Annotated in this window: 26 protein-coding genes; 9 read left to right on the top strand and 17 right to left on the bottom strand. The window is 56.5% G+C overall.

What is annotated here, in order from left to right; translation table 11 throughout:
* Window positions 1-15 precede the first annotated feature (15 nt).
* Window positions 16-804, bottom strand: coding sequence for a PhzF family phenazine biosynthesis protein (locus ACQG1Y_RS11670; protein WP_017693433.1), 789 nt, complete (start codon window positions 802-804; stop codon window positions 16-18).
* Between the two features lie 176 nt (window positions 805-980).
* On the opposite strand from ACQG1Y_RS11670, the gene ACQG1Y_RS11665 reads away from it, so the two are divergent.
* Window positions 981-2,177, top strand: coding sequence for a sugar transporter (locus ACQG1Y_RS11665; protein ID WP_023296611.1), 1,197 nt, complete (start codon window positions 981-983; stop codon window positions 2,175-2,177).
* 222 nt (window positions 2,178-2,399) lie between these two features.
* On the opposite strand, the gene ACQG1Y_RS11660 is transcribed toward ACQG1Y_RS11665, so the two are convergent.
* On the bottom strand, window positions 2,400-3,065 hold the full coding sequence (locus ACQG1Y_RS11660) for a MarC family NAAT transporter (protein WP_017693435.1): 666 nt from the start codon (window positions 3,063-3,065) through the stop codon (window positions 2,400-2,402).
* 255 nt (window positions 3,066-3,320) lie between these two features.
* On the opposite strand from ACQG1Y_RS11660, the gene marR reads away from it, so the two are divergent.
* Genes marR through marB form a run of 3 tightly spaced genes read left to right on the top strand, consistent with a single transcriptional unit; the run spans window position 3,321 to window position 4,404 of the window.
* The gene (gene marR / locus ACQG1Y_RS11655) at window positions 3,321-3,755 is read left to right on the top strand and encodes a multiple antibiotic resistance transcriptional regulator MarR (RefSeq protein WP_017383983.1); all 435 of its coding nucleotides are present in this window, start codon (window positions 3,321-3,323) and stop codon (window positions 3,753-3,755) included.
* Between the two features lie 20 nt (window positions 3,756-3,775).
* Window positions 3,776-4,156: an MDR efflux pump AcrAB transcriptional activator MarA gene (gene marA / locus ACQG1Y_RS11650; protein ID WP_001303241.1), complete on the top strand. Its 381-nt coding sequence runs from the start codon at window positions 3,776-3,778 to the stop codon at window positions 4,154-4,156.
* 32 nt (window positions 4,157-4,188) lie between these two features.
* Window positions 4,189-4,404: a multiple antibiotic resistance protein MarB gene (marB, locus tag ACQG1Y_RS11645; protein WP_015570538.1), complete on the top strand. Its 216-nt coding sequence runs from the start codon at window positions 4,189-4,191 to the stop codon at window positions 4,402-4,404.
* A 38-nt stretch (window positions 4,405-4,442) separates the two neighbouring features.
* Here the strand turns inward: marB and eamA are convergent, their stop codons facing one another.
* Window positions 4,443-5,342, bottom strand: a complete 900-nt coding sequence (gene eamA, locus ACQG1Y_RS11640) for an O-acetylserine/cysteine exporter (protein ID WP_058689376.1) — start codon at window positions 5,340-5,342, stop codon at window positions 4,443-4,445.
* Between the two features lie 193 nt (window positions 5,343-5,535).
* Here eamA and ydeE point away from each other — a divergent pair, with 193 nt between their 5' ends.
* Window positions 5,536-6,753 carry an efflux MFS transporter YdeE gene (ydeE, locus tag ACQG1Y_RS11635; protein WP_017383985.1) on the top strand — a complete coding sequence of 406 codons (1,218 nt, stop codon included), beginning with the start codon at window positions 5,536-5,538 and terminating at the stop codon, window positions 6,751-6,753.
* Between the two features lie 46 nt (window positions 6,754-6,799).
* Here the strand turns inward: ydeE and zinT are convergent, their stop codons facing one another.
* The 8 genes from zinT to ACQG1Y_RS11595 form a co-directional block, all read right to left on the bottom strand.
* A complete protein-coding gene (gene zinT, locus ACQG1Y_RS11630) occupies window positions 6,800-7,438 on the bottom strand; it encodes a metal-binding protein ZinT (RefSeq protein WP_017693437.1) in 639 nt (212 codons plus the stop codon).
* Window positions 7,439-7,490: 52 nt separating this feature from the next.
* Window positions 7,491-8,189: an urea ABC transporter ATP-binding subunit UrtE gene (gene urtE / locus ACQG1Y_RS11625; protein ID WP_032103021.1), complete on the bottom strand. Its 699-nt coding sequence runs from the start codon at window positions 8,187-8,189 to the stop codon at window positions 7,491-7,493.
* A 9-nt stretch (window positions 8,190-8,198) separates the two neighbouring features.
* The gene (gene urtD / locus ACQG1Y_RS11620; protein ID WP_015570541.1) at window positions 8,199-8,996 is read right to left on the bottom strand and encodes an urea ABC transporter ATP-binding protein UrtD; all 798 of its coding nucleotides are present in this window, start codon (window positions 8,994-8,996) and stop codon (window positions 8,199-8,201) included.
* The gene (urtC, locus tag ACQG1Y_RS11615; RefSeq protein WP_032671136.1) at window positions 8,996-10,069 is read right to left on the bottom strand and encodes an urea ABC transporter permease subunit UrtC; all 1,074 of its coding nucleotides are present in this window, start codon (window positions 10,067-10,069) and stop codon (window positions 8,996-8,998) included. Before urtC ends, urtD begins: the two co-directional genes overlap by 1 nt.
* Complete coding sequence (urtB, locus tag ACQG1Y_RS11610) at window positions 10,069-11,643, bottom strand: urea ABC transporter permease subunit UrtB (protein WP_015570543.1); 1,575 nt, start codon at window positions 11,641-11,643, stop codon at window positions 10,069-10,071. The genes urtC and urtB overlap by 1 nt, the downstream gene beginning before the upstream one ends.
* 22 nt (window positions 11,644-11,665) lie before the next feature.
* A complete protein-coding gene (gene urtA, locus ACQG1Y_RS11605) occupies window positions 11,666-12,937 on the bottom strand; it encodes an urea ABC transporter substrate-binding protein (RefSeq protein WP_368740419.1) in 1,272 nt (423 codons plus the stop codon).
* A gap of 200 nt (window positions 12,938-13,137) precedes the next feature.
* A complete protein-coding gene (locus ACQG1Y_RS11600; RefSeq protein WP_015570545.1) occupies window positions 13,138-14,241 on the bottom strand; it encodes a cobalamin-independent methionine synthase II family protein in 1,104 nt (367 codons plus the stop codon).
* Window positions 14,242-14,397: 156 nt separating this feature from the next.
* Window positions 14,398-14,808 carry a rhodanese-like domain-containing protein gene (locus ACQG1Y_RS11595; protein ID WP_047741290.1) on the bottom strand — a complete coding sequence of 137 codons (411 nt, stop codon included), beginning with the start codon at window positions 14,806-14,808 and terminating at the stop codon, window positions 14,398-14,400.
* A gap of 73 nt (window positions 14,809-14,881) precedes the next feature.
* Between ACQG1Y_RS11595 and ftrA the strand changes: the two genes are divergently transcribed.
* Window positions 14,882-15,880 carry a transcriptional regulator FtrA gene (gene ftrA / locus ACQG1Y_RS11590; RefSeq protein WP_332999084.1) on the top strand — a complete coding sequence of 333 codons (999 nt, stop codon included), beginning with the start codon at window positions 14,882-14,884 and terminating at the stop codon, window positions 15,878-15,880.
* Window positions 15,881-16,028: 148 nt separating this feature from the next.
* Here ftrA and ACQG1Y_RS11585 read toward each other — a convergent pair whose 3' ends face one another.
* Window positions 16,029-16,391 carry a hypothetical protein gene (locus ACQG1Y_RS11585; RefSeq protein WP_414234711.1) on the bottom strand — a complete coding sequence of 121 codons (363 nt, stop codon included), beginning with the start codon at window positions 16,389-16,391 and terminating at the stop codon, window positions 16,029-16,031.
* 243 nt (window positions 16,392-16,634) lie between these two features.
* Here ACQG1Y_RS11585 and ACQG1Y_RS11580 point away from each other — a divergent pair, with 243 nt between their 5' ends.
* Complete coding sequence (locus ACQG1Y_RS11580; protein WP_015570548.1) at window positions 16,635-16,868, top strand: DUF2554 family protein; 234 nt, start codon at window positions 16,635-16,637, stop codon at window positions 16,866-16,868.
* On the opposite strand, the gene ACQG1Y_RS11575 is transcribed toward ACQG1Y_RS11580, so the two are convergent.
* Window positions 16,865-18,829 (bottom strand): peptidase U32 family protein, encoded by a 1,965-nt coding sequence (locus tag ACQG1Y_RS11575; protein WP_062932696.1) that lies wholly within the window; start codon window positions 18,827-18,829, stop codon window positions 16,865-16,867. The genes ACQG1Y_RS11580 and ACQG1Y_RS11575 overlap by 4 nt on opposite strands.
* Before the next feature lie 80 nt (window positions 18,830-18,909).
* Window positions 18,910-19,437, bottom strand: coding sequence for a helix-turn-helix domain-containing protein (locus tag ACQG1Y_RS11570; RefSeq protein WP_015570550.1), 528 nt, complete (start codon window positions 19,435-19,437; stop codon window positions 18,910-18,912).
* Window positions 19,438-19,529: 92 nt separating this feature from the next.
* Between ACQG1Y_RS11570 and ACQG1Y_RS11565 the strand changes: the two genes are divergently transcribed.
* A complete protein-coding gene (locus ACQG1Y_RS11565) occupies window positions 19,530-20,696 on the top strand; it encodes a benzoate/H(+) symporter BenE family transporter (protein ID WP_032671132.1) in 1,167 nt (388 codons plus the stop codon).
* Here the strand turns inward: ACQG1Y_RS11565 and ACQG1Y_RS11560 are convergent.
* Window positions 20,676-21,548 (bottom strand): helix-turn-helix domain-containing protein, encoded by an 873-nt coding sequence (locus ACQG1Y_RS11560; RefSeq protein WP_006810606.1) that lies wholly within the window; start codon window positions 21,546-21,548, stop codon window positions 20,676-20,678. The two genes, ACQG1Y_RS11565 and ACQG1Y_RS11560, sit on opposite strands and share 21 nt — an antisense overlap.
* A gap of 174 nt (window positions 21,549-21,722) precedes the next feature.
* Here ACQG1Y_RS11560 and ACQG1Y_RS11555 point away from each other — a divergent pair, with 174 nt between their 5' ends.
* Window positions 21,723-22,619, top strand: a complete 897-nt coding sequence (locus ACQG1Y_RS11555; RefSeq protein ID WP_023303719.1) for a DMT family transporter — start codon at window positions 21,723-21,725, stop codon at window positions 22,617-22,619.
* 34 nt (window positions 22,620-22,653) lie between these two features.
* Here the strand turns inward: ACQG1Y_RS11555 and ACQG1Y_RS11550 are convergent, their stop codons facing one another.
* Together ACQG1Y_RS11550 and ACQG1Y_RS11545 are read right to left on the bottom strand one after the other, a co-directional pair.
* On the bottom strand, window positions 22,654-23,328 hold the full coding sequence (locus tag ACQG1Y_RS11550; RefSeq protein ID WP_368740420.1) for a DUF3313 domain-containing protein: 675 nt from the start codon (window positions 23,326-23,328) through the stop codon (window positions 22,654-22,656).
* 134 nt (window positions 23,329-23,462) lie between these two features.
* Window positions 23,463-25,058 carry an ABC transporter substrate-binding protein gene (locus ACQG1Y_RS11545; protein WP_426737168.1) on the bottom strand — a complete coding sequence of 532 codons (1,596 nt, stop codon included), beginning with the start codon at window positions 25,056-25,058 and terminating at the stop codon, window positions 23,463-23,465.
* Window positions 25,059-25,123: the final 65 nt, after the last annotated feature.

Below are 25,123 nucleotides of genomic sequence, written 5' to 3'. Positions count from 1 at the left end.
TCCTCTTAGATTTGTTCAGCGCAGAAATACTGTGCCCTTCAGATACAGTGCCGCCTGCCCGCCCATCCGCACGCGGTCGCCCTTGAGTTCGCAGCGTACGTCGCCACCACGGGCAGAAACCTGGCGGGCAAACATCTGTGTTTTGCCAAGCCGTTCACTCCAGTACGGGATCAGCATGGTGTGCGCGGAGCCGGTGACAGGATCTTCCGGCACGGCCACGCCTGGCGAGAAGAAACGGCTGACAAAGTCGTATTCCCCCTCGTCCCGGGCAGTGACGGCTACTTTATGCTCGCCCGGCGTCATGGCGGAGAAATCCGGATTAAGGGCTTCAACCTGCTCGCGGCTTTCCAGTACCAGCACCCAGGCGCGGCCTTTTCGCGCCTCGACGTAGTGGCTGATACCGAGTGCGGTGAGCATCTCCGGTGGCGGCGTCTGTGCCTGCGTCGGGCAGGCCGGGAAGTCCAGCGTCATCCAGTCACCTTCACGACTGACGGTCAGGCGACCAGAGGCGGTGTCAAAATGAAGGCGTGAGTCCGGATAATCCAGTTCGTGAAAAAGTACATACGCCGCGGCAAGCGTCGCGTGACCACAGAGATTAACCTCGGTGAGCGTGGTGAACCAGCGCAACTCGATCCCCCCTTTGGTACACACAAAAAACGCGGTTTCTGACTGGTTATGCTGTTGTGCCATTCGCAGTAACGTCTCATCCGGCAGCCATGCGTCGAGCGGGCACACCACCGCCGGGTTGCCGCCAAAGGAGGACGCGCTGAACGCATCTACCAGATAAAAATCAATCTCCTGCATCGTGTTACCGCCTGTTTTTGTTGTGTTGTTCTTTATCTTCGATGAAAACAACCCCGTTCGCTACCGCTGCATGAAGGTATATTTTGTGATTCACATCACATAACGGTTGAGTTTTCACCGTTTAAGGCTTTAAGATCGTCTCCTCATCTTTCAGGCAACGAATCCCAGATATCCCTATGACAACACACACGGTTTCCCGCAGAGTCGCGTGGCTACGCGTGGTCACGCTCGCCATCGCCGCGTTTATTTTCAACACCACGGAATTTGTTCCGGTTGGGCTGTTGTCCGACATCGCCGCCAGCTTCCATATGGAAACGGCACAGGTTGGCATTATGCTGACCATCTATGCATGGGTGGTGGCGCTGATGTCGCTGCCGTTTATGCTGCTGACCAGCCAGATGGAACGTCGTAAGCTGCTGATTGGGCTGTTTGTGGTGTTCATTGCCAGCCATGTGCTGTCATTTATGGCATGGAACTTTACCGTGCTGGTCATCAGCCGCGTCGGCATCGCGTTTGCCCATGCCGTTTTCTGGTCGATCACCGCGTCCCTCGCCATTCGTCTGGCTCCGGCGGGAAAACGCGCCCAGGCGCTGAGCCTGATTGCCACCGGAACGGCGCTGGCGATGGTGTTAGGCCTGCCGATCGGGCGCATTGTGGGACAATACTTCGGCTGGCGCACCACCTTCTTTGCCATCGGCATGGGGGCGCTGATCACCCTGGTGTGTCTGATCAAACTGCTGCCAAAACTGCCCAGCGAACACTCCGGCTCGCTGAAAAGTCTGCCGCTGCTGATGCGTCGACCGGCGCTGATGAGCATCTATCTGCTGACCGTGATTGTGGTGACCGCCCATTACACGGCCTACAGCTATATTGAGCCGTTTGTTCAGGTTGTGGCGGGCTTTAGCGCTAACTTTGCCACCGTTCTGCTGCTGATCCTGGGCGGCGCGGGGATTATCGGCAGCATCCTGTTCGGGAAGCTGGGCAATAAGCACGCGTCTGCGCTGGTAAGCAGTGCGATTGGTCTGCTGCTGGCATGCCTGCTGTTACTGATGCCTGCGGCAGGCAGCGAGAGTCATCTGGCGATCCTCAGTCTGTTCTGGGGCGTGGCAATCATGATTATTGGTCTGGGAATGCAGGTCAAAGTGCTGGCCCTGGCCCCGGACGCCACGGACGTAGCGATGTCGCTCTTCTCCGGGATTTTTAATCTGGGGATTGGAGCCGGTGCGCTGGTGGGAAATCAGATCAGCCTGCATGTATCGATGTCGGCCATTGGTTATCTCGGGGCGATTCCGGCGCTGATCGCGCTGATCTGGTCGGTGCTTATCTTCCGTAAATGGCCGGTCGCGATGGAAGAACAGTCCAGCCACGGTTGACTGCCGGGTGGCGGCTTCGCCTTACCCGGCCTACGAAGCATTAATATCCGTGTTCTTCATCACCGCCAAGATAACGGAATCTTTCATCTGTCATTTTGGTCTGACAATCATAGATACCGATTCTCGTTGCCAGAGGAGTGGTTGCAGAAGACGCATCGCTTATTTTGCCGCATTTTTTAGCGAGTAGGCCGGGTAAGGCGAAGCCGCCACCCGGCAACGTTCTCAATGATACGTCTTAACAATCTCCAGCACGCCGTTAATAATAAACTGCACGCCCATACAGACCAGCAGAAAACCCATCAGTCGGGAGATAGCTTCAATCCCCCCCTTGCCCACCCAGCGCATAATCGCCCCGGAGCTGCGCAATGATCCCCAGACGATAATGGCGATAAGCGCAAAAATGATCGGCGGCGCAACGGTGATAACCCAGTGCGGGAATGTCGTCCCATCACGCACCGTTGAGGCGGAACTGATGATCATCGCAATCGTCCCCGGCCCCGCCGTGCTCGGCATGGCTAACGGCACAAACGCGATGTTGGCGCTCGGTTCGCTTTCAAGCTCCTCCGATTTGCTTTTGGCTTCCGGGGATTCGTGCGCTTTGTGCGCCGGGAACAGCATCCGGAAACCAATAAAGGCCACAATGAGCCCGCCAGCAATACGCAGACCGGGAATCGAAATACCAAAGGTATTCATCACCAGTTGCCCGGCGTAATAAGCCACCATCATTATGGCAAAGACATAGACAGAGGCCATCATCGACTGCTGATTGCGCTCTGCGCTGTTCATGTTCCCCGCCAGCCCCAGAAAAAGCGCCACCGTCGTTAACGGGTTCGCCAGCGGCAGCAACACCACCAGTCCAAGCCCCACTGCTTTAATCAAATCCAACATAATGCACCGCAGTCCTTATCCTTATTCAACATCGCAATTATAGGGGCAAATCCTCGTCCGGAGCCATCCGACAGCGTAACCATAATTGTCTCGCGTAATTCATAACCCCAGATAATCTGTATGATTTAAAAGCGTACAGAATAAGTTCCTGAAGCGTTTTAGCATTTCGTGGCATCGGCCGATTCATTCAGTTGACTTATACTTGCCTGAGCAATAATATCTGCCGTGACTAAACTACTTGCCAGGGCAACCATTGTGAAAAGCACCAGTGACCTCTTTAACGACATAATCCCACTGGGTCGTCTTATTCATATGGTTAACCAGAAAAAAGATCGCCTGCTCAATGACTATCTGTCACCGCTGGATATCACCGCAACACAGTTCAAAGTGCTGTGTTCCATTCGCTGCGAAGTGTGTATCACGCCGGTTGAGCTGAAAAAGGTGCTCTCTGTCGATCTGGGTGCGTTAACCCGCATGCTGGATCGTCTCGTCTGTAAAGGATGGATAGAACGAAGCCCTAACCCGAATGACAAACGTGGCGTACTGGTGAAACTGACCAGCGATGGCGCGGCCATGTGTGAGCAATGTCATCAATTAGTAGGACAAACACTGCACCAGGAACTGACAAAAAACTTATCGGCAGATGAAGTGGCAACGCTTGAGCTCTTACTCAAGAAAATCCTGCCGTAAACAGAAAAAGAGGTATGACGATGTCCAGACGCAATACTGACGCTATCACCATTCATAGCATTTTGGACTGGATCGAAGATAACCTGGAATCTCCACTCTCTCTTGAGAAAGTGTCTGAGCGTTCAGGTTACTCAAAATGGCACCTGCAACGGATGTTTAAAAAAGAGACCGGCCATTCATTAGGACAATATATTCGCAGCCGCAAGCTGACGGAGATTGCCCAAAAACTGAAAGAAAGCAATGAGCCGATCCTCTATCTGGCGGAACGCTACGGATTTGAATCGCAACAGACCCTGACGCGTACGTTCAAGAACTACTTTGACGTGCCGCCTCATAAGTACCGTATTACCAGTATGCCGGGTGAATCCCGTTATCTGTATCCGCTAAAACATTGCAGTTAATCATCGCCTGTTAAGACGTAACCGAGGAAATCATGAAATTTATCGCCTCCGCCGCCCTCACCTTGCTGGTGCTGGTTTCCGGCCAGAGCTTCGCGGAGCAAACCCCCAATGCGGGGCAGCAAAATAATCGTGACACCATGATTATGCCGTCCACGCAAAACCAGTCGCCCTGGGACTTCAATCACATGGGCGCTGGCAGCGACAAATCCGACGAATTAGGCGTGCCGTATTACAACCACGACCTGTAATTCGTTTTTGCCCCGCTAATGCGGGGCTTTTTTCTGCCTTAACCCCGCACCCGCGTTGCCCGACTCACCCGCAAGCCAAAGACGTTGATATACAGCCCGGCCATAATCAGCCCTGCGCCACACAGTTGCAGCGCGCTGAGCGTTTCATCCAGCAACAGTGCGGCGCTGGCAAGCCCGACCACCGGTACCAGCAGCGATAACGGCGCCACACGCCAGGTTTCATAGCGTCCGAGCAGCGATCCCCAGATACCATAGCCAATGATTGAGGCGACTAACGCCAGGTAGATCAGCGACAAAATGGTCGTCAGGTCGATCTCCACCAGGCTTTTCAACATCGCCTGCGGACCATCCAGAATAAACGACGCGGCCATAAACGGCACGATTGGGATCAATGCGCTCCAGACCACCAGCGATAAGACCGGCGGACGCGTCTCGTGCTGCATTATCAGTTTGTTAAAGATATTGCCGCACGCCCAGCTCAGCCCCGCCGCCAGGGTGAGCATAAAGCCTAGCAGCGCGACATGCTGACCGTTGAGGCTGCCTTCAATCAGCACCAGCACGCCAAAGACCGCAAGGCTAATGCCCGCCAGCTGCTTGCCCTGCAAGCGTTCGCCGAAGACAAACGCGCCGAGAATGATGGTAAAGAACGCCTGCACCTGAAGCACCAGCGAAGCCAGGCCCGCAGGCATACCGAATTTGATGGCGCAAAAAAGAAACGCAAACTGACCAAAGCTGATAGTAAGGCCGTAGCCCAGCAGCAGCTTAAGGGGAATTTTCGGGCGGGCAACGAACAGCAGCGCCGGGAAGGCCACCAGCAGGAAGCGCAGCCCCGCCAGCATCAGTGGAGGCATGTTGTGCAACCCCATTTTGATGACCACAAAATTGAGTCCCCACACCACGACAACCAGCAACGCTAACAGCCCGTCTTTCCGCGTCATTTTCCGCCCCTGAATTATTAAAATTTTGTAAACACTTCAAGGTAACAGAAAAAATAGCCCCGCGAGAAGATCATTAATTCTGGTACTGGAGAGAAGCACCTGCGGATAAATTGGGTGCTATACAAGCTGCCGATCCCATGATAATCCTGTAATAACACAACAAAAAAAGCATAAGCATTTGTCGGGCAGGAAAATGAAACCATCAATCAGGCGCTCAACCGCAGCGCTGCTGGCATCGTCATTGTTATTAACAATTGGCCGCGGGGCAACGCTGCCCTTTATGACCATATATCTCACACGCGTGTACGATATGAGCGTGGAGAATATTGGCTATGCCCTTACCGTGGCGTTGACCATCGGCGTGGTGTTTAGCCTGGGGTTTGGCATCCTGGCGGATAAGTTCGACAAAAAACGCTATATGCTGATCGCCATCGTGGCCTTTATCGCCGGGTTTGTGGCGATTCCGCTGGTGAATAACGTGACGCTGGTGGTGCTGTTCTTTGCCCTGATTAACTGCGCCTATTCCGTCTTCTCAACGGTGCTGAAAGCATGGTTTGCCGACGTGCTGACCTCCAGCGAAAAGGCGCGCGTTTTCTCGCTCAACTACAGTTTCCTGAACATTGGCTGGACGATCGGGCCGCCGATCGGCACCCTGCTGGTGATGTACAGCCTGCAACTGCCGTTCTGGCTGGCCGCCTTCTGCGCCGCACTGCCGCTCGGGTTTATCCATTTCTTTGTGCAGAAAAGCATAGCCTCAGACAGCCCTGAGGAGAAAATGCCGTGGCAGCCCTCGGTGCTGCTGAAAGACCGGGCGCTGTTCTGGTACACGCTCTCCGGCCTGCTGGCGTCGTATGTGGGTGGATCGTTCGCCACCTGCATTTCCCAGTATGTCCTCGCCGCACATGCGGACAGTGATTTCGCAGAAAAGGTGGTGGCCGTTGTGCTGCCCGTCAACGCGGCGGTGGTCGTCACCCTGCAATACGCGCTTGGACGTAAGATCACCGCCAGCAATATTCGTCCGTTAATGACCGCCGCGACGCTTTTTTTCATCCTCGGGCTGGGCGGGTTTATGCTTTCCGGCGAGAACCTGATTTACTGGGGGATCGCGGCGGCGATTTTCACCCTGGGTGAAATTATTTATGCACCGGGTGAATACATGCTGATCGACAATATCGCCCCGCCGGGCATGAAGGCGAGCTATTTCTCCGCCCAGGCGCTGGGCTGGCTCGGCGCGGCGGCGAACCCGATGATCACCGGGCTCATCCTGACCCATCTACCGCACTGGTCATTATTTATCATTATGATGGCCGCCATCATTGCGGCCTGGCTGATGATATTGCGCGGGATGCGCGTGAAAAGTGAAGATAGCGTGTCGGGTGGCGCTGCGCTTACCCGACCAACAAAACCCTAATCGTAAGCCGGGTAAGGCGAAGCCGTCACCCGGCAAAACCAACACCCTAGTGGTGCAACATCTCCTCCACCACCTGCTCTTTGTACATCTCATTCGGGTAGTAGGTCGGCCAGTTATCCATCTCTTTCAGCAGCGCCTCGTGGGAGGTGTTGCCCATAAAGATATGGAAGTGTGAAGAGGCTTTCGGCCCGATGATATGGTCGCTGAACTGCACAAACTTAGGCGCCTGGCTCGCGTTATCCTTGCATTCAAACAGGTAGCGCACGCCTTTTTTCCCCGACGCATAGGTCAGAATTTTGTAGCCGCTGTAGTCGTAGCGGCAGCTGCTCACCGTTTTGCCTCGGTGGAATTCCATCACGTTGTTTTCAATGCCGATGGCGTCCACGTCCGTCGCGTACCCCTTACGGTAGTAGGCCTTCACCTCGGCAGCGGATTTTTCTCCCTTCTGCGCTTTCTTTTCGAAAACCGGATCCAGCGAACCATCAAGCAGGAACGGATAAACGGACTGCCAGGTCCCGTCCCAGTCAGACAGCTTCCTGTCCCTGACGTCTTTATCCTCAAAGACGCCGTTTGCCGCCTTCTGTTCCGCCTCTGTCATCTGATGACCGTGCGAATGGGCAAAAAGCGAGCCGCTTACCAGCAGCGTTCCCAGAGTCAGCGCAATTTTTGCAAGTTGTGCAGCCACAGCAAAATCCTCATTCCGTTTTATAAGAATGAGGATGTTATATTATAACATTTCAGATCGCAACCAGCCCGCGAACGCCCTCCTGCTCCATGTTCTCCCCGCGCCCCTGCTGGACGATGCTGCCGCGCGACATCACCAGATAGCTGTCGGCCAGCTCTGCCGCAAAATCATAAAACTGCTCCACCAGCAGGATGGCCATATCCCCCCGGTTCGCCAGGCTGCGGATCACCTGCCCAATCTCTTTAATCACCGACGGCTGAATACCTTCCGTGGGTTCATCCAGAATCAGTAACCGTGGACGGCTCGCCAGCGCGCGACCTATCGCCAGCTGCTGCTGCTGACCACCGGAAAGATCGCCTCCGCGTCGGTGCTTCATCTCCTTCAGCACCGGGAAAAGCTGCCAAATCTCCTCCGGTACGCTCCTTGCGTTTCCCGCGGAGAAGCGTGACAGCCCCATCAGCAGGTTTTCTTCTACGGTCAGACGCGGAAAAATCTCCCGCCCCTGCGGAACATAGGCCACGCCGGACTGCACCCGCTGGTGCGGTTTACTGTGAGTGATGCTCTTTCCCTGCCAGACCACCTCCCCGCCTTTCACCGGGATCAGCCCCATCAGGCACCTCAGCAGCGTGGTTTTGCCCACCCCGTTGCGCCCCAGCAGGCAGGTAACTTCCCCGACGACCGCCTCAAAGCTCACCCCGCGCAGAATATGACTTCCGCCGTAGTACTGATTCAGTTCGCTAACCTGTAACATCACCTCTCCTTAACGTCCCAGATAGACGTCAATTACCTGTTCATTGGCCTGTACCTCGCGAAGCGAACCTTCCGCCAGTACCCGCCCCTGATGCAGCACCGTGACGTGGTCGGCGATGGTCTCGACGAAGCCCATATCGTGCTCAACCACCATCAGCGAATGCTTGCCTGCCAGGGTGCGGAACAGCTCGGCAGTGTATTCCGTCTCTGCGTCGGTCATACCGGCGGCGGGTTCGTCCAGCAGTAACAGGTGCGGGTCCTGCACCAGCAGCATGCCGATCTCCAGAAACTGCTTCTGTCCGTGGGAAAGCAGCCCGGCACGGCGATCGCGCTCGCTGCCAAGCCGCAGCAAAACCAGCATCTCATCAATGCGGTCGCGCTGCTCGCCGCTGAGCGTGGCCCGCAGGCTCGCCCAGACGGACCTGTCGGCTTTCATGGCGATTTCGAGGTTTTCCCCTACGGTCAGCGCTTCAAACACGGTCGGCTTCTGGAACTTACGGCCAATGCCCTGACGGGCGATGGCCGCCGGTTCCAGGGCAGTCAGATCGATGGACTGATCGTAAATAGCTTTCCCGCTTTTTGGCCGGGTTTTGCCGGTAATCACGTCCATCAGCGTGGTTTTACCGGCGCCATTAGGGCCAATGATGCAGCGCAATTCTCCGACGCCGATGTTCAGCGAGAGATCGGTCAACGCCTGAAAACCGTCGAAACTGACGTTAATGGCCTCGAGCTGCAACACCGGATCGGTCTGCTCGCGGTAACGGTCGCCCGGTAGCTGGCGGGTAAAGAGTCCTTCAGAGGGCTGCATTAATTCTCTCCCTTACGAAACAGACCGAACACGCCGCGCGGTAAAAACAGCGTCACGGCGATGAAAATCAGCCCCAGAAACAGCTGCCAGTACTCCGGCATCGCCACGGTGAAAAAGCTCTTCGCACCGTTGACCAGCGCCGCGCCAATCACCGGGCCCACCAGAGTGCCGCGTCCACCCAGCGCTACCCAGATGGCCGCTTCAATCGAGTTGGTCGGCGACATTTCACCCGGGTTGATAATGCCCACCTGCGGAACGTACAGCGCTCCCGCCAGGCCACACAGCACGGCGGAAAGAGTCCAGACCAGCAGCTTGAAACCGCGCGGATCGTAGCCGCAGAACGTGAGACGGTTTTCCGCATCGCGCACCGCCGTTAAAATGCGGCCAAATTTACTCTTCGCCAGCGCGTAGCCTGTGCCCAGGGCCAGAAGCAGCAGCACGACCGTTGCGAGAAACAGCGCGATCCGCGTGGTGGTCGCCGTGACGGAAAACCCGAGCAGCGTGGTAAAACCGGTAAAGCCGTTATTGCCGCCAAAGCCGGTTTCGTTGCGAAAGAACAGCAGCATGCCCGCGTAGGTCAGCGCCTGGGTCATGATGGAGAAATAGACCCCTTTGATCTTCGAGCGAAAAGCAAACCAGCCGAAGACCAGCGCCAGCAGGCCGGGGATCGTCACAATTAACACCAGAGCCCATGCAAAATGCTGCGTTCCCCACCAGAACCAGGGCAGCTCGCTCCACGAGAGAAACGACATAAACGCGGGCAGCCCGTCCCCGGCCGCCTGGCGCATCAGGTACATGCCCATCGCATAGCCGCCCAGGGCGAAGAATATGCCGTGCCCCAGTGAGAGCATACCGGCATAGCCCCAGACCAGATCGAGGGCCACGGCGACAACTGCGTAGCAGAGGATCTTGCCGATGAGCGTCAACATCCACGTAGAAACGGCCAGCGGATGCGTTGCGGGCAACAGCGCGAGAAAAGGCAGCACCAGCAGCGCCGCAACCAGCAGACTGCCGAAGATTTGCGTGGAGCGCGGTGCCCTGCGCGCCAGTGTTAAGGCCAATGGCTGGCTCATCAGTCTGTCACCCTCCCTTTAAGTGCGAATAACCCCTGCGGACGTTTCTGAATAAACAGAATGATCGCCACCAGAATCAGGATTTTGCCCAGCACGGCACCCATCTGCGGTTCAAGAATTTTATTGAAGATCCCCAGACCAAAGGCCGCCGCGACGCTACCGGCCAGCTGGCCGACGCCGCCGAGCACCACCACCAGGAACGAATCAATGATGTATCCCTGGCCCAGCTCCGGTCCCACGTTCCCCAGTTGGGACAATGCCACGCCGCCCAGCCCGGCAATGCCGGACCCGAGGCCAAACGCCAGCATATCTACCCGTCCGGTGGGGACGCCGCAGCAGGCCGCCATGCTGCGGTTTTGCGTCACCGCCCGCACGTTCAGCCCCAGACGCGTTTTATTCAGAATGAGCCAGGTGAAGAACAGCACCATCAGCACAAACCCGAGCACCACAATGCGGTTCCACGGTAGCGTCAGGTTGGCGAAAACCTGCACCCCGCCGGACAGCCAGGCCGGGTTTGCGACCTCAAGGTTCTGGGCGCCAAAGGTCATGCGCACCAGCTGGATAAGCATCAGGCTGATCCCCCAGGTGGCGAGCAGGGTTTCCAGCGGGCGGCCATACAGATGGCGGATCACCGTGCGCTCCAGCACCATCCCGATACCTGCCGTCAGGCAAAACGCCACCGGCAACGCCACCACCGGATAAAGCGCCAGCCACTGAGGCATCCACTGCGCCATAACCTGCTGCACCATCCAGGTGGCATACGCCCCGAGCATCAGCATTTCGCCGTGGGCCATGTTAATCACCCCCAGCAGACCATAGGTGATAGCCAGCCCGAGCGCGGCCAGCAAGAGTACCGACCCCAACGACAGGCCCATGAAGGCCTGCCCCAGCAGTTCGCCCCACATCAGCCGGTGCTGAATACGGTCCAGGCTCTCAGCGGCGGCGGCACGTACCCGTGCGTCCGGCTCGGTTTGCGCCCGGGTGAACGGCGTCAGCGTGGCCTGAACATCCGGATCGTCAGACTGTCCCAACAGTTCAACCGCGTTGAGGCGCGTTTCCGCCTGCGGACTCGCCAGCTGAAGATTTGCCAGCGCCAGCCTCAGCGACTGTCGGGTGACGTCATCCGTTTCGCGGTTAGCCCGCTGTTGCAGAAACCCGAGCATATCCGGCTGGGCGTCACGCTGAAGTTGCCGCGCGGCATGACGCCTTTCGGTGACACTGTCACTGACAAGCTGATGCGTCGCCAGCGCCGTGACGGTTAACACGCGCAGCCGGTTGGTCAGCCGCACGGCTTTGGTCGTTCCTTCGGCGCTCTTTGCCGCGCCCAGGGCAACCATTTCGCCGTCGATGCGGGTAAAAGCCTTCTTCTGGCTGTCGGTGTAGAGGTTCTCCTGTTGCAGCGCTTTAAGCAGCGGCAAACGTGCAGGTTCCGGCGTGGCTGCCCAGCGGGTCAGCATAGCGGTCTGCTGGCTGCGGCTAGCGGCAACGAAATCATCGGCATCCGATGCCTGCACCATCCCTGGCAGCAGTCCGGTAAGCCACACAATCGCAATAATTATGCGCATGGCGTTCATGACGTCTCTCCCTGGTGGTGGCTTAGTTGCTGGCGGTTTTCATCGGCTGGTCAGGTTTTTTGTCATTCCCGGCGATAAACGGGCTCCACGGCTGAGCGCGTACCGGCTGTTCGGTTTGCCAGACGACATTGAACTGGCCGTTGCCTTCGATTTCACCAATCATGACGGGCTTATGCAGGTGGTGGTTGGTGGCATCCATGGTCAGCGTAAAGCCGGACGGCGCGTTGAACGACTGGCCCGCCATTGCCGCGCGCACTTTGTCCACGTCGGTTGTCCCCGCTTTTTCAACCGCCTGCGCCCACATATGCAGGCCGACATAGGTCGCTTCCATCGGATCGTTGGTGACGACGGTATCGGCATTCGGCAGCTTATGGGCTTTCGCGTAGGCTTTGTAGGCCGCGACAAAGGTCTGGTTGGTCGGGTTATCGACGGATTCAAAGTAGTTCCACGCCGCCAGGTTACCCACCAGCGGTTTGGTATCAATGCCGCGCAGTTCTTCCTCGCCCACCGAGAACGCCACCACCGGCACGTCCGTGGCTTTCAGCCCCTGGTTCGCCAGCTCTTTATAGAAAGGCACGTTGGAATCACCGTTGATGGTGGAGACCACTGCCGTTTTACCACCCGCGGAGAATTTCTTGATACTGGCGACGATGGTCTGGTAATCGCTATGACCAAACGGGGTGTAGACCTCTTCAATATCTTTATCTTCCACGCCTTTCGAGTGCAGGAAGGCGCGCAGGATCTTGTTCGTGGTGCGCGGGTAAACGTAGTCCGTTCCCAGCAGGAAGAAGCGTTTCGCGCTGCCGCCGTCCTCGCTCATCAGGTACTCCACCGCCGGGATCGCCTGCTGGTTTGGCGCCGCGCCGGTATAGAAGACGTTAGGTGACATCTCTTCACCTTCATACTGCACCGGATAGAACAGCAAACCGTTCAGCTCATCAAAAACCGGCAGAACTGATTTACGCGATACGGAGGTCCAGCAGCCAAACACCACGGCGACCTTATCCTGGCTCAGAAGCTGGCGGGCCTTTTCTGCAAACAGCGGCCAGTTGGATGCCGGGTCAACCACCACCGGCTCCAGCTTTTTCCCGAGCACGCCGCCTTTGGCGTTGATTTCGTCGATGGTCATCAGGGCGACATCTTTCAGGGGCGTTTCTGAAATGGCCATCGTGCCGGAGAGTGAGTGCATGATCCCGACTTTAATGGTCTCTGCGGCCTGGACGCCAAAACTGACCCCCATGGCGACCACGGAGGCGGACAAGGCGAACGCTTTTATAAAGGTACGACGGTGCATATTTTCACTCCTGAAAAAGAAAGCTGTGCGAAGACGTCCGTTACCGCCCGGACGCAGAAAAAGTAACGTCAGTTTCAGGAGAGCAAAAAGGGTGCCAGGTTGCAGAGGCAGGATTTAAACGGGTTCGAAGAGAGGATCTACGGGAAACGACTCAGAATGGTACAGCGCTGCACTGTAATAATGCAGCGCTGTGAACGATGTTACCAGACGTCGCTGGCGATTTGCGTCACCAGGCGAACTTTATCCCACTGCTGGGCTTCGCTCAGGCTGTTACCCTCTTCCGTGGAGGCAAATCCGCACTGTGGGCTGAGGCAAATCTGCTCTTTCGCCACGTAGCGCGCGGCCTCTTCCAGACGCGCTTTCACCCCTTCCGGGTTCTCCAGTTCACCGTGCTTGGTGGTGATTAGCCCCAGAACCACCTGCTGTTTACCCGGGCGCACAAAACGCAGTGGCGCAAAGTCGCCGCTACGGTCGTTGTCGTACTCCAGGAAGAACGCGTCGACGTTCACCGTACCGAACAGCACCTCCGCCACCGGCTCATAGCCGCCTTCGGAAATCCAGGTTGAGCGGAAGTTGCCGCGGCAGACGTGTAGCCCGATGGTCAGATCGTCCGGTTTGCCCTCCAGCGCCTTATTCAGCACCCGGGCATAGGTTCGGGCAAGTTCGTCTGCATCATCACCGCGCTCGCGGATCTGCCGGCGCTGGTCTTCTGAACAAAGGTAGGCCCAGACGGTGTCATCCAGTTGCAGATAGCGGCAGCCTGCATCGTAAAAGGCCCGAATGGCATCGCGCCAGGTGGTCGCCAGATCGTCAAAGTAATCTTTCAGATCCGGGTATACCGTGGCATCAATATCCTTGCGGCCACCGCGGAAGTGCAGCACGCTCGGGCTCGGAATGGTCATCTTCGGCTGTGCGTTACCGCTGATGCTTTTGAGGTAGCGGAAATCTTCCAGCATAGGATGATCGCCGAAGCCCAGTTTGCCCGTAACGCGCACGCCATGGGCTTTGGTCTGCACCCCGTTGAACTGAATGCCCTGCTGCGAATCATAACGCTCTACGCCCTGTAGCCCGTCAAAGAAGTCAAAGTGCCACCAGGCGCGGCGGAATTCACCGTCCGTTACCACATGCAGACCGCAGGCGCACTGCTGCTCGACAACATGGCGAATGGCCTCGTCCTCAACCGCGCGAAGCTGACCGGCATCGATCTCACCGCTGGCAAATTGCAGACGGGCCTGTTTAACAGAATCCGGGCGTAAAAAACTGCCGACTACATCGGCGCGGTACGGGGCGTGGTGTCGCTGCATGGAAATCTCCTCTGTCTGTCGGCGTTAATTGCCCACAGTGATAATTCATCTCTTGAATCTTTAGACTTCTGGATGTCTAAACGTCCTGAAAAGATGTCATACCGGCTCGCCGCCGACAAACGAGAAAATTTCATCTGTGTTGAAATAAATTCATGTTCACAGGGCGGGTGATGAAGATCCTGCAAACGCGAACCGCTCATCTTCCCAGCCGGTGATGCCCCCGAGCATAATCTTGACCGGCAGACCCAGACGCGCCAGCTTCAGCGCCGCCCTGTCCGCCCCGTTGCAGTGCGGGCCTGCACAATAGACGACAAACAGCGTGCCCTCTGGCCACGCTTTCATCCGCTCGGCGGTGATCTGGCTCCAGGGTAAATGCAGCGCGCCGGGCAGATGCCGCCGGGCAAAATGTTCAGGTTTTCCGACAACGTGCAGCAGAACAAAGTCCTGGTCACCGCTGGATACCGCGTGATGGACATCGGCGCAGTCCGTCTCGACGCTCAGACGACGCAGGAAATGCCCCACGGCTTCCTGCGGCTCAGCAGCCGGAAATTCAGTAACATAGCTCATGAATCTTCCTCATTTGTGGTGTTTGTGTTAACACTACTTTATCCCTTAATTCAGCCCATGAATGCGTCCGCCTATGCCAGAAAACAGCAAAAAGATGACAAATTTAAGACATCCCTCGCCGCGCGCGGTCGTGCTGGCATATGACGGTTTATGTACCTTTGAGTTTGGCGTGGCGGTAGAGATCTTTGGCTTGCCGCGCCCGGAGATGGGTGAGGACTGGTATCAGTTCGCCGTGGCGAGCGTGGATGAAGGTGAGCTCCGGGCAACGGGCGGGATCCGTATTCTGGCCGATGGCGATCTGCGTCTGCTGGAGACGGCGGATCTGGTTGTCGTACCCGGCTGGCGAGGGCTGGACGAACCCGTACCCGACGCGCTCTGCCAGGCGCTCCGTGCGGCGCATGCCCGCGGCTGCCAGCTACTCTCAATCTGTTCTGGCGTTTTCGTTCTGGCAGCCTCAGGCCTGCTTGACGGGCGGAAGGCAACCACCCACTGGCGCTACACGCAAGCTCTGAAAGCAGGCTATCCCGCTATCACCGTGGTTGAGGATGTGCTGTACCAGGACGAAGGCGATATTCTCACTTCCGCAGGCAGCGCCGCGGGGATTGATCTGTGCCTGCACGTGGTGCGCCGGAATTACGGTATTGAAGCGGCAAACCGCGTAGCGCGTCGGCTGGTGATCCCGCCCCATCGGGACGGCTCGCAAACCCAGCAGCTTAGCCGACCGGTGGCTCAGTTGCGGGAGAGCCAGCGCCTGGGCCAGCTGTTTGATTATCTTCACCAGCATCTGGCCGTTTCCCATACCGTCGAATCGCTGGCCCTGCGGGTGGGTATGAGTCAGCGCACCTTTCTGCGCCGTTTCCAGGACGCGACCGGAACAACGCCCGCGCGCTGGTTATTAACTGCACGATTGCAGCGGGCAAAAGATTACCTCGAAAACAGTCGGCTCAGCATCGACAATATTGCGGAACAAACCGGTTTTGGACAAAGCGGCACGCTGCGCCACCATTTCCGGCAGCAATTTGCGCTTTCGCCCGCGCAATATCGCAAACAATTTTCACAGCCGGTACGATAAACGGGCAAAAAAAAACCGCCATAATCTGGCGGTAAATGCTTGCATGGATAGATTTGTATTTTGGTATCTACGCTCCGGTATTCCATACCGGGATGTGGATCATCTGCAATCTACCACTGTGAGCCTCAACGAAGCATAAACGAATCGATTAACCCGCTTTGGTATTAATTTGCAGATAACGCATCAGCCCCTGCTCTGCACTCTGGCGGGCATCATCATTAATCGCTTCGAGATAAAACGCACGAGAGACCCCATACGGCGCCTGCTCGGATGGGTAAACGGCGAACTGGAAGGTTTTGCCCCTCGCCTTATTGGTACAGCCCAGCTCCCAGCGATCTTCACTTACCTGGATGCTATTACATTCGACACGGCCGTAATCGCTGGTTAAATACGATCCGACACGGCTTTTTGCTGACTGAATATATTCTGGTTCTTCATTTGAATAGATGCTGGCCGCAGCACCCACCGCAACCACTACGCCCAGAAGTGATAGCACGATTATTTTTTTCATTTATTCGATCCAATCCTTAGCCAGAAAAATCTTATTGTAAATGATTTCCCAATAAATCTAGCTTCTCTTTGCATACCAGAAATGGGAGTTTACAACGGCGATATTGCTTTTAAGAATAGTCTTAAGTGAGTTTTATTGCGACCACAATTTTTGACAGTCTATTTTCTCAAATTTAAACAGTCGAATAATTACTCTATGAAATTATCCCTACGATGACCGTAGCGTATTTTCAGGGGATAAAGGATGTTCAGAAAAGAATTTTCGCTACTGCTGGTGATTAGCGCCCTGTTCTCAGGGCAGATTATGGCGGAGCACAAAGGGCATGAATTTGTGTATGTGAAAAACGCCGACCATCAGCTTCGTCATGAAGCTGACAGCGACGAGTTACGCAGCGCGGCTGAGGAGTCTGCGGAGGGGTTGCGCGAGCACCATGCCTGGCAGAAATCGCGCAAACCGGATACCCACTCTGCGGGTTAGCTGCCTTTACGCTTCGGCAGGGTCTTCATCAAATCGTCAGGGCTGACGGAGGCCACAATGCTTCCCGGCGGCGGCATTTTGAAGATGTGATTCTTCATCTTGCCGATAACGTGCATTTCACACGGACGGCAGTCAAACTTCAGCGTCAGCACTTCATCGCCATTCACCAGCTGCATCGGCGTCGCTTTCCAGCTTTTAATATTGCCTTTCGCCTGTTTCGGACAAAGGTTAAAGGCAAACCGCAGGCAGTGTTTGGTGATCATCACCGGCACATCGCCCTTCTCTTCATGCGCTTCATACGCGGCGTCAATCAGCTGCACGCCGTGACGATGGTAAAACGCACGCGCTTTGTGGTTGTAAACGTTCGCGAGGAACGAGAGATGCGTGTCCGGGTAGACCGGCGCAGGCACCGCTTCGGCCTTACGGCTGCCGCGCGGATAGTTTGCCAGACGTGCTTCATCCAGCATCTCTGCCGTTTCACGGCGGAACTGGTTCAGCAGGCTGTTCGGCACGAACAGCGCGTCCGGCAGATTCACCTCAATATTGCGCGCGTAATAAATGGTCTGCCCCAGCTTCGCCACGCCATCCTTGAGGTTGCTAAGCGCTTTCTCCGCATTGTTCGCCACCTCGAACAGGCCGTCGAGCGTATGCGTCACGCTGATACCGTCTTCGCAGGTCATGGTCAGGATCAGCTGCTCTTCCCAGCCCCCCAGCGCGATATCCACCGCAATGCGGCGCTCGCTGGAGGTCTTGAGCAAGGCCTGCTGCCAGTTGTGATCCAGGTTACGGTTAAGCGCCGCATTAGGACGGGCTTTGTAGAGATCGGCAGGCATTTCGTTCGGCCAGACGCGATAGCGATTTTCGCCGGTTTTCTCCACCGTATTGGCGCGGAAACCCACTACTTCACGTTTGATCATCACGTTGAGACCATCGCCGTTCGCCAGCGGCTCTGTAACCTGAACGTCAAGATGATCTTTCGCCACTTTCAGCACTTCACCCACCGGTAAACCGATAAACTTCGGTGAATCGAACGCGCCAATATCCCCTTTACGCGCATTCACGAAATAGTCCGTGCTGCCGCGGTGGAAGGTCTTGTCCGTCGACGGAATAAAGAAATGCTCTGTACGACCGGCGGACGCGCGCGCCAGGTCACCGCGATCGTCGATGATGGCATCCAGCATCTGACGATAATGGGCGGTGATATTTTTCACGTAGCTCATGTCCTTGTAGCGCCCTTCAATTTTGAAGGAGCGTACACCGGCATCGATCAGCGCGCCGAGGTTGGCCGTTTGATCGTTATCTTTCATCGACAGCAGGTGTTTTTCGAATGCCACCACGCGGCCCTGATCGTCTTTCAGGGTATACGGCAGACGGCAGGCCTGAGAGCAGTCGCCCCGGTTCGCGCTGCGCCCCGTCTGGGCGTGAGAGATATTACACTGCCCGGAATACGCCACACACAGCGCACCGTGGATAAAGAATTCAATGGTCGCGTCGGTCGCCTGGTGGATATCGCGGATCTGGTTCAGGTTCAGCTCGCGCGCCAGAACAATTTGCGTAAACCCGACGTCCGAAAGAAACTTCGCCTTCTCAACGGTGCGGATATCGCACTGGGTGCTGGCATGCAGCTCAATCGGCGGGATATCCAGTTCCAGAACGCCCATATCCTGAACGATCAGGGCGTCAACGCCGGTCTGGTAGAGATCGGTAATAAGACGCTGCGCGGGCTCAAGCTCATCATCATGAAGAATGGTGTTCAGGGTCACGAACACCTTCGCCCCGAAACGGTGGGCGAACGGGACCAGCTCGGCAATGTCGCGCAGGCTGTTGCTGGCGTTATGACGGGCACCGAAGCCAGGGCCGCCAATGTAGACGGCATCTGCTCCGTGAAGAATTGCTTCACGGGCAATGGCGGCGTCGCGGGCCGGGCTTAGCAGTTCAAGATGATGGGAGTGCAGGCGCATACTTCGTCGTTATCCGTTATGGTCAAAATGGCGGCTATTGTAGTCAGAAGTCTGTGCCAGTGAAACCGTTTTGCGACGCTTTAGCGGGGATAATGGATCAGAGAGTGAAAATGCACCGTCCGGGCGCTGCTGTTACGGTACGCGTGCGGTTTATCGCCGGCAAAACGCACGCCGGAATCAGCGTATAGCGTGCGCCAGACACCGTCAATCTGCATGTCCAGCTCACCGCTTATCACTACCACGTGCTCGATCACCCCGGCTTCGTGCGGCGTGGACTCACTCAGCGCGCCGGGCGACAGGGTGATGGAGAAATGGTCGAACTTAAGCTGTTCATCCCAGGGGAAAAGCGGTTTCACCACCATCGCCTGCTGCTGCGGATCGAACACCGCCTGCGGTTCGCTTTCTGGAGTGATAAACGCCGAAAAAGGTACGTTCAGCCCGGTGGCGATTTTCCACAAAGTAGAGACCGTCGGGCTGGACTCATTGCGTTCGATTTGCCCAAGCATCGCTTTCGACACGCCCGTCTCTTCCGCCAGTTTCGACAGGCTCCAGCCCCGCGCCTGACGCAGCGCTTTCAGTGTGGTTGCCAGGTGTTGAGTGATATCCATAGTTCCTCCCGTTGCGGCAAAGCATACCACTTGTACGCTATAGCGCACAGTGATACCTTATCCCGGACGTTATAACGCACAACGGAGTATCCATGCGATCGACTGCCTCTCTCTTTCCTGCCGTGCTGGCCGGTTTTGTTGCCGTTCTGGTGGGCTATGCCAGCTCTGCCGCCATTATCTGGCAGGCGGCTGCGGCGGCTGGCGCCAGTACACAGCAAATTGCCGGATGGATGACCGCGCTAGGGCTCGGGATGGGGATCAGCACGCTGGCATTGTCGTGGTGGTATAAAGCCCCCGTGCTGACCGCCTGGTCGACTCCCGGCGCGGCGCTGCTCGCCACCAGCCTGCAAGGCGTGACGCTGGCGGAAACCATCGGGGTATTTATATTCGCGAATGCGCTGATTCTGCTGTGCGGCGTCACCGGCCTGTTTGCCCGGTTGATGAAACTAATCCCGCACTCGCTTGCCGCCGCTATGCTGGCGGGCGTGCTGTTACAGTTTGGCCTGAAGGCATTCAGCAATCTTGAGGGACACATTTTTCTTTGCGGCAGTATGCTGGCCGCCTGGCTGGTGACCAAAGCCGTAGCGCCCCGGTACGCCATTGTCGCCACGCTGCTGGTGGGCGTGTTCGTGGCATGGGCCGGAGGTGACGTTGTCACGAACAGGATGACGTTATCGGTCATCATGCCGGAATTCATTGCCCCTGCGTTCACCTTTACCAGCCTGCTCAGCATCGGCTTACCCTTCTTCCTGGTGACTATGGCGTCGCAGAATGCGCCCGGCTTCGCCACCATGCAGGCATCGGGCTATCCGCTGGCGGTCTCACCGCTGATCGTTGCCACCGGCGGGCTGGCACTGCTGTTGTCCCCCTTCGGCGTTTATTCTATATGCATCGCCGCCATCACTGCCGCCATCTGCCAGAGCCCGGACGCCCATCCGGATGCCAGTAAACGCTGGCTGGCCGCGGCGGCGGCAGGCGGGTTTTATCTGCTGGCGGGGGTGTTCGGCGGGTCGATTTCCGGGCTGATGGCCGCCCTGCCGCTGAGCGGCATCCAGACGCTGGCCGGGCTGGCCCTGCTCGGCACTATCAGCGGGAGTTTGTATCAGGCACTGAACCATGGAGCAGAACGCGACGCGGCGATCGTTACCTTCCTGATGACCGCCAGCGGCGTCACGCTCCTGGGAATTGGCTCCGCCTTCTGGGGGCTGGTGCTGGGAGGGATCTGTTACGCCGTCTTCTCACGCCTTCGCCGCGCGTAGCTGTGACGGCGTAATGCCGGTCATGCTGCGAAAACGGTTACTGAAATGGCTGGCGGAGTTAAATCCGCAGGCCAGCGCGATGTCGGTGAGCGGCGTGGTCGTGTGCTGCACCAGCGCTTTGGCCTTCTCCATGCGGCGCTGCATGACATACTGATGCGGCGCCAGCCCCATCGACTGGCGGAACATCCGCGCAAAGTGATACTCACTGAGTGCGGCCTGGCCCGCCAGTTCCGCCAGGGTTAAGGGTTGTGCAAGGTTTTCCTCGATAAAGGCCAGCACGTTGCGCAGTACAAACGGTGATAACCCGCCGGTCACTACCGGCAGCTTCCACTGTACGCTGGAATAGTGCTGGACCAAATGCGTCAGCAATAAGGTCGACGCGGTGCTCAGGGTGAGCTGATTGGCGTTTTGCTGCCAGTCGCAGCCGAGCAAAAACTGGCGATAAAGGGCGGTGATTTTCGGATCGCTGCCGAAGATTTTTTCCTCCAGCGTCAGCGATAGCGGTCGTTTATCCCAGATTTTCTCCCCCACGTCCCGCAGGTGTTCATCGGTGCAGTAGAGGTGCACAAACGACAGGTCGTCACGAATATCCCACGTGGATTCGCTCTCTTCCGGCATCAGACAAAAACGGTCCGGCCCGCCACCATTTTTCCAGCCACCCGGCGTTTTTTGATAGCTTTCATAGCCATCCGCCACGTACAGGCTAAGGGTGTGATGGTTGCTTTTCACCGTGATCGTGTCGTGCTTGTTGTACCACGCCGCCAGTTGAATGCCAGTATTGAGCGCGACGGTTTCCCGCAGCACTGCATTTTGTTGGCGTAACGTTTCAAAGGTGTCGTAAACGAGAGACATGGCCGTAAACAGGTGATTAATCAGACTGTCAGTCTAAGAAGTGTTGCAGCCTGTTACCAGCCATTGTGCGAGAAAAAAGCGCAAGAATTTGCAAGTCCGGCGCAAGACGATGAAAGCCGGCCCCCCCTTCTTTCGCCACACTGTCGTTTTTCGCGGTATGAGAAGAGAGACACCATGAACGCATTACTCTATGGGCTGGTCGTTGTGATCTGGGGCACGACCTGGATCGCCATTTTTTTGCAACAGGGGCCGGTTGCAGCGCCGGTCTCCATTTTCTGGCGCTTCGCCGTGGCCAGCGCCACGATGATGATCGTCCTGGTCGCCCTTCGCCGCCTGCGCAGGCTGGCGCTGCGGGATCATCTCTACTGCATGCTTCAGGGCTGCTGCGTTTTCTGTTTCAACTTCTGGTGCTTTTACACCGCCGCCGCCCATATCAATACCGGCCTTGAGTCGGTGATTTTCTCGATGGCCGTGCTGTATAACGCCATCAACAGCTTTATCTTCTTCGGCCAGCGCCCACCCGCACGCTTCTGGACGGCGGCAGCGCTAGGGCTTATCGGGATCATTACCCTTTTCTGGAACGATCTGCTCGCCAGCGGCTGGAGCGCGTCGTTGCTTACGGGCATCGGGCTTTCCGCCCTCGGCACCTACGGCTTCTCGCTGGGGAATATGATCAGCATGCGTCATCAACGAAACGGGCTGGAAACCATGACCACCAACGCCTGGGCGATGCTGTATGGCACCGTCGTGATGGGCCTTATCGCGCTCTTCAGGGGCGATAGCTTTATGCCGGAATGGACGGTGAGCTATATGGGGGCGCTGCTCTATCTTGCGCTGTTTGGCTCGGTGATTGCCTTCGGCGCCTACTTTACGCTGGTAGGCCGCATTGGTCCCGGTAAAGCCGCGTACAGCACCCTGCTGTTCCCGCTGGTGGCGCTGTCGATTTCAACGGTGTACGAGGGTTACGTGTGGCATCTCAATGGGATCGTCGGCCTGCTGTTGATACTGGGCGGGAATATGGTGATGTTTACGAAGCCAGAAACCTGGTTCCGCCGCCTGCGGACGGCATAAAAAAACGGCCTGCGAAAATGCAGGCCATTTTTTATTAATTTGCTGTCTGATGAACATCAAACATGGTGGCATCCGTCGCCATGTCATCCACAACCTGCTTCAGGGTGCCGAAGCCCATTGGCGTATTCTCGTTCGCCAGCCCTTTCCCTTCACCCTTACGAACAACCTTAATCACTGGTTTGTTCGTGGCCGCATCGATTAACTCACCTTCGAAGAACAGATGCGTATCCATGGTACGATGGCCCGTTGCCATCTGCGTACCCGCAACCAGCAGCGCCACAGGCACCACTTCATAGAACTGCAAACCTTCTTTGTCTGAGCTCACACCCGTGATGGCGCCGCGGAAGATCAGGCTATGTTTGCCCGGCGTCGTCACAATCGGCTTACGCTGGCCAATCGCGGTTTTCAGTTTGGTATTGGTATAATTCAACAGCTCATCAAGCGTTTTTTGCCCAAGCTGAGTGGTCGGTTTTGGCGTCGGATAATAGGTTATCGGCGTCCAGATAATGCTGTCGTAATTCGCCTCATTATAGGACGGGTCAACCCAACGCAGGGTTGGCTTCCCGGTTGCAGATTTCATCTCCTGCAAGCCGGAGTAATCTTTTAAAAAGCCTGAATATTGATCGGGGGCTGCGACTTTTGACGCACAGCCGGAAAGGGCCAACAGACCAGAAAGCACTGCAACTTTAAAAAAAGTGTGAGTACGCATGATGGTATTCCATGTTATCTGCAAGTATGCACTTGAAGTTATAACAAAAAACCGGGCGATGTGTTGTGGCAAAAAATGACGAAGACAGCACAAATAGCGAAAAAACTGCCCGACCGAAACCGGGCAGTGAAAAATTACTCCTTAAGGTCCACTTGCCAGAACAGGTGCTTGCCGAAGGGATCGATTTCATAGCCCGTGACCTCTTTACGGACTGGCTCAAAAATCGTCGAGTGGGCAATCATTACCGCCGGCATTTGATCGTGCATCATCTGCTGCGCCTGCTTGTACAGCGCCACGCGTTTTTCGCGATCGGTTATCGATTTAGCTTCGGCAATCAGGTTATCAAACGGCTTATAGCACCATTTGGCCGAGTTCGACCCGCCGTTGGCGGACGTACAGGTAAACAGCGGGCCGAAGAAGTTATCCGGATCGCCCGTCGCCGTTGTCCAGCCCATCAGTGCGGCCTGATGCTCCCCGCCCTTCACGCGCTTCAGGTATTCGCCCCATTCGTAGGTCACGATTTTGGTCTGCACGCCCACTTTCGCCCAGTCCGCCTGGATCATCTCCGCCATACGCTTCGCGTTCGGGTTATACGGCCGCTGCACGGGCATGGCCCACAGATCGATGCTTACGCCGTTGGCAAATCCCGCCTCCTTTAGCAGTGCTTTCGCTTTTTCTGGATCGTAATCGTAGTCTTTCAGCTCGCTGTCGGCACTCCAGACGCCAGGCGGCAGCAGGTTTTTCGCCGCCGTGCCGGTGCCGTGGAACACCGCCTCAATGATGGCGGGTTTGTTAATCGCCATCGCCAGCGCCTGACGCACTTTTACGTTATCCAGCGGTGGCTTTTGCGTGTTAAACGCCAGGAAACCGGTATTCAGACCGGCCTTGCTCATCAGGTTGATGTCTTTGTTAGCCTTCATACGCGGCAGGTCCGCCGGGTTCGGGAACGGCATCACCTGGCACTCATTCTTCTCGACTTTGGCAAAACGCACCGAGGCGTCCGGCGTGATGGTGAACACCAGACGATCCAGCTTCGATTTTCCCTGCCAGTAGTCAGGGAAAGCGGTGAAGAGGATGCGGGAATCCTTCTGATATTGCGCCAGCTTAAACGGCCCGGTGCCAATCGGCTGCATATCGACCTTTTCTGGCGTGCCCGCTTTCAGCATGGCATCGGCATACTCCGCCGACAGAATGGAGGCAAAGTACCACGCCAGGTCAGCGACAAACGGCGCTTCCGGATGCGCCAGGGTGAAGCGCACGGTGCGATCGTCAACTTTATCAATGGTGGTAATCAGACTGCCGAACTCCAGACTTTCGAAGTTGGAATAACTGCCGTTGGAGACGTTATGGTAGGGATGATTCACATCTTTCTGGCGCATAAACGAGAAAATCACGTCGTCCGCGTTGAAGTCGCGCGTCGGCGTGAACAGCTTATTACTGTGGAATTTCACCCCTTTGCGCAGGTGGAAGGTGTAGATCTTGCCATCCTCGCTTACCTCCCAGCTTTCCGCCAGGCTCGGCACCAGTTCGGTAGTGCCCGGTTTGAAATCGACCAGACGGTTATAAACCGGTACGGCGCTGGCGTCCACGCTGGTCCCCGACGTATAGAGCTGAGGATTGAAATTTTCCGGCGATCCTTCGGAGCAATACACCAGCGTTTTTGCCGCGACGGTGGAACTGACCGTCAGCGCAGCAAGCGCCAGCGTTATCATTGTGAATGTGCTTTTCATCATTTATTCCTGTCTTTTTAATTCGACGGCTAATTACTTCTTTTGCCATTTCATAAATAACATTA

The sequence above is a fragment of the Enterobacter cloacae complex sp. 397G4 genome, assembly GCF_050031515.1.
Lineage (GTDB): Bacteria > Pseudomonadota > Gammaproteobacteria > Enterobacterales > Enterobacteriaceae > Enterobacter > Enterobacter hormaechei_C.
The sequence above is the reverse complement of the archived record's forward strand: the minus strand, read 5'-3'. Positions and strand labels throughout refer to the sequence as shown.

What these genes read in the sequence shown, in the direction of transcription:
- ACQG1Y_RS11570 (WP_015570550.1), bottom strand. Translation starts at nt 19,437, where the DNA reads ATGGATATCACTCAACACCTGGCAACCACACTGAAAGCGCTGCGTCAG.
- marA (WP_001303241.1), top strand. Translation starts at nt 3,776, where the DNA reads ATGTCCAGACGCAATACTGACGCTATCACCATTCATAGCATTTTGGAC.
- urtB (WP_015570543.1), bottom strand. Translation starts at nt 11,643, where the DNA reads ATGAACGCCATGCGCATAATTATTGCGATTGTGTGGCTTACCGGACTG.
- ydeE (WP_017383985.1), top strand. Translation starts at nt 5,536, where the DNA reads ATGAAACCATCAATCAGGCGCTCAACCGCAGCGCTGCTGGCATCGTCA.
- ftrA (WP_332999084.1), top strand. Translation starts at nt 14,882, where the DNA reads ATGCCAGAAAACAGCAAAAAGATGACAAATTTAAGACATCCCTCGCCG.
- urtE (WP_032103021.1), bottom strand. Translation starts at nt 8,189, where the DNA reads ATGTTACAGGTTAGCGAACTGAATCAGTACTACGGCGGAAGTCATATT.
- urtC (WP_032671136.1), bottom strand. Translation starts at nt 10,069, where the DNA reads ATGAGCCAGCCATTGGCCTTAACACTGGCGCGCAGGGCACCGCGCTCC.
- marB (WP_015570538.1), top strand. Translation starts at nt 4,189, where the DNA reads ATGAAATTTATCGCCTCCGCCGCCCTCACCTTGCTGGTGCTGGTTTCC.
- ACQG1Y_RS11670 (WP_017693433.1), bottom strand. Translation starts at nt 804, where the DNA reads ATGCAGGAGATTGATTTTTATCTGGTAGATGCGTTCAGCGCGTCCTCC.
- ACQG1Y_RS11665 (WP_023296611.1), top strand. Translation starts at nt 981, where the DNA reads ATGACAACACACACGGTTTCCCGCAGAGTCGCGTGGCTACGCGTGGTC.
- ACQG1Y_RS11545 (WP_426737168.1), bottom strand. Translation starts at nt 25,058, where the DNA reads ATGAAAAGCACATTCACAATGATAACGCTGGCGCTTGCTGCGCTGACG.
- ACQG1Y_RS11560 (WP_006810606.1), bottom strand. Translation starts at nt 21,548, where the DNA reads ATGTCTCTCGTTTACGACACCTTTGAAACGTTACGCCAACAAAATGCA.
- urtD (WP_015570541.1), bottom strand. Translation starts at nt 8,996, where the DNA reads ATGCAGCCCTCTGAAGGACTCTTTACCCGCCAGCTACCGGGCGACCGT.
- ACQG1Y_RS11595 (WP_047741290.1), bottom strand. Translation starts at nt 14,808, where the DNA reads ATGAGCTATGTTACTGAATTTCCGGCTGCTGAGCCGCAGGAAGCCGTG.
- urtA (WP_368740419.1), bottom strand. Translation starts at nt 12,937, where the DNA reads ATGCACCGTCGTACCTTTATAAAAGCGTTCGCCTTGTCCGCCTCCGTG.
- ACQG1Y_RS11600 (WP_015570545.1), bottom strand. Translation starts at nt 14,241, where the DNA reads ATGCAGCGACACCACGCCCCGTACCGCGCCGATGTAGTCGGCAGTTTT.
- eamA (WP_058689376.1), bottom strand. Translation starts at nt 5,342, where the DNA reads ATGACGCGGAAAGACGGGCTGTTAGCGTTGCTGGTTGTCGTGGTGTGG.
- ACQG1Y_RS11575 (WP_062932696.1), bottom strand. Translation starts at nt 18,829, where the DNA reads ATGCGCCTGCACTCCCATCATCTTGAACTGCTAAGCCCGGCCCGCGAC.
- ACQG1Y_RS11585 (WP_414234711.1), bottom strand. Translation starts at nt 16,391, where the DNA reads ATGAAAAAAATAATCGTGCTATCACTTCTGGGCGTAGTGGTTGCGGTG.
- ACQG1Y_RS11565 (WP_032671132.1), top strand. Translation starts at nt 19,530, where the DNA reads ATGCGATCGACTGCCTCTCTCTTTCCTGCCGTGCTGGCCGGTTTTGTT.
- ACQG1Y_RS11555 (WP_023303719.1), top strand. Translation starts at nt 21,723, where the DNA reads ATGAACGCATTACTCTATGGGCTGGTCGTTGTGATCTGGGGCACGACC.
- ACQG1Y_RS11660 (WP_017693435.1), bottom strand. Translation starts at nt 3,065, where the DNA reads ATGTTGGATTTGATTAAAGCAGTGGGGCTTGGACTGGTGGTGTTGCTG.
- ACQG1Y_RS11550 (WP_368740420.1), bottom strand. Translation starts at nt 23,328, where the DNA reads ATGCGTACTCACACTTTTTTTAAAGTTGCAGTGCTTTCTGGTCTGTTG.
- ACQG1Y_RS11580 (WP_015570548.1), top strand. Translation starts at nt 16,635, where the DNA reads ATGTTCAGAAAAGAATTTTCGCTACTGCTGGTGATTAGCGCCCTGTTC.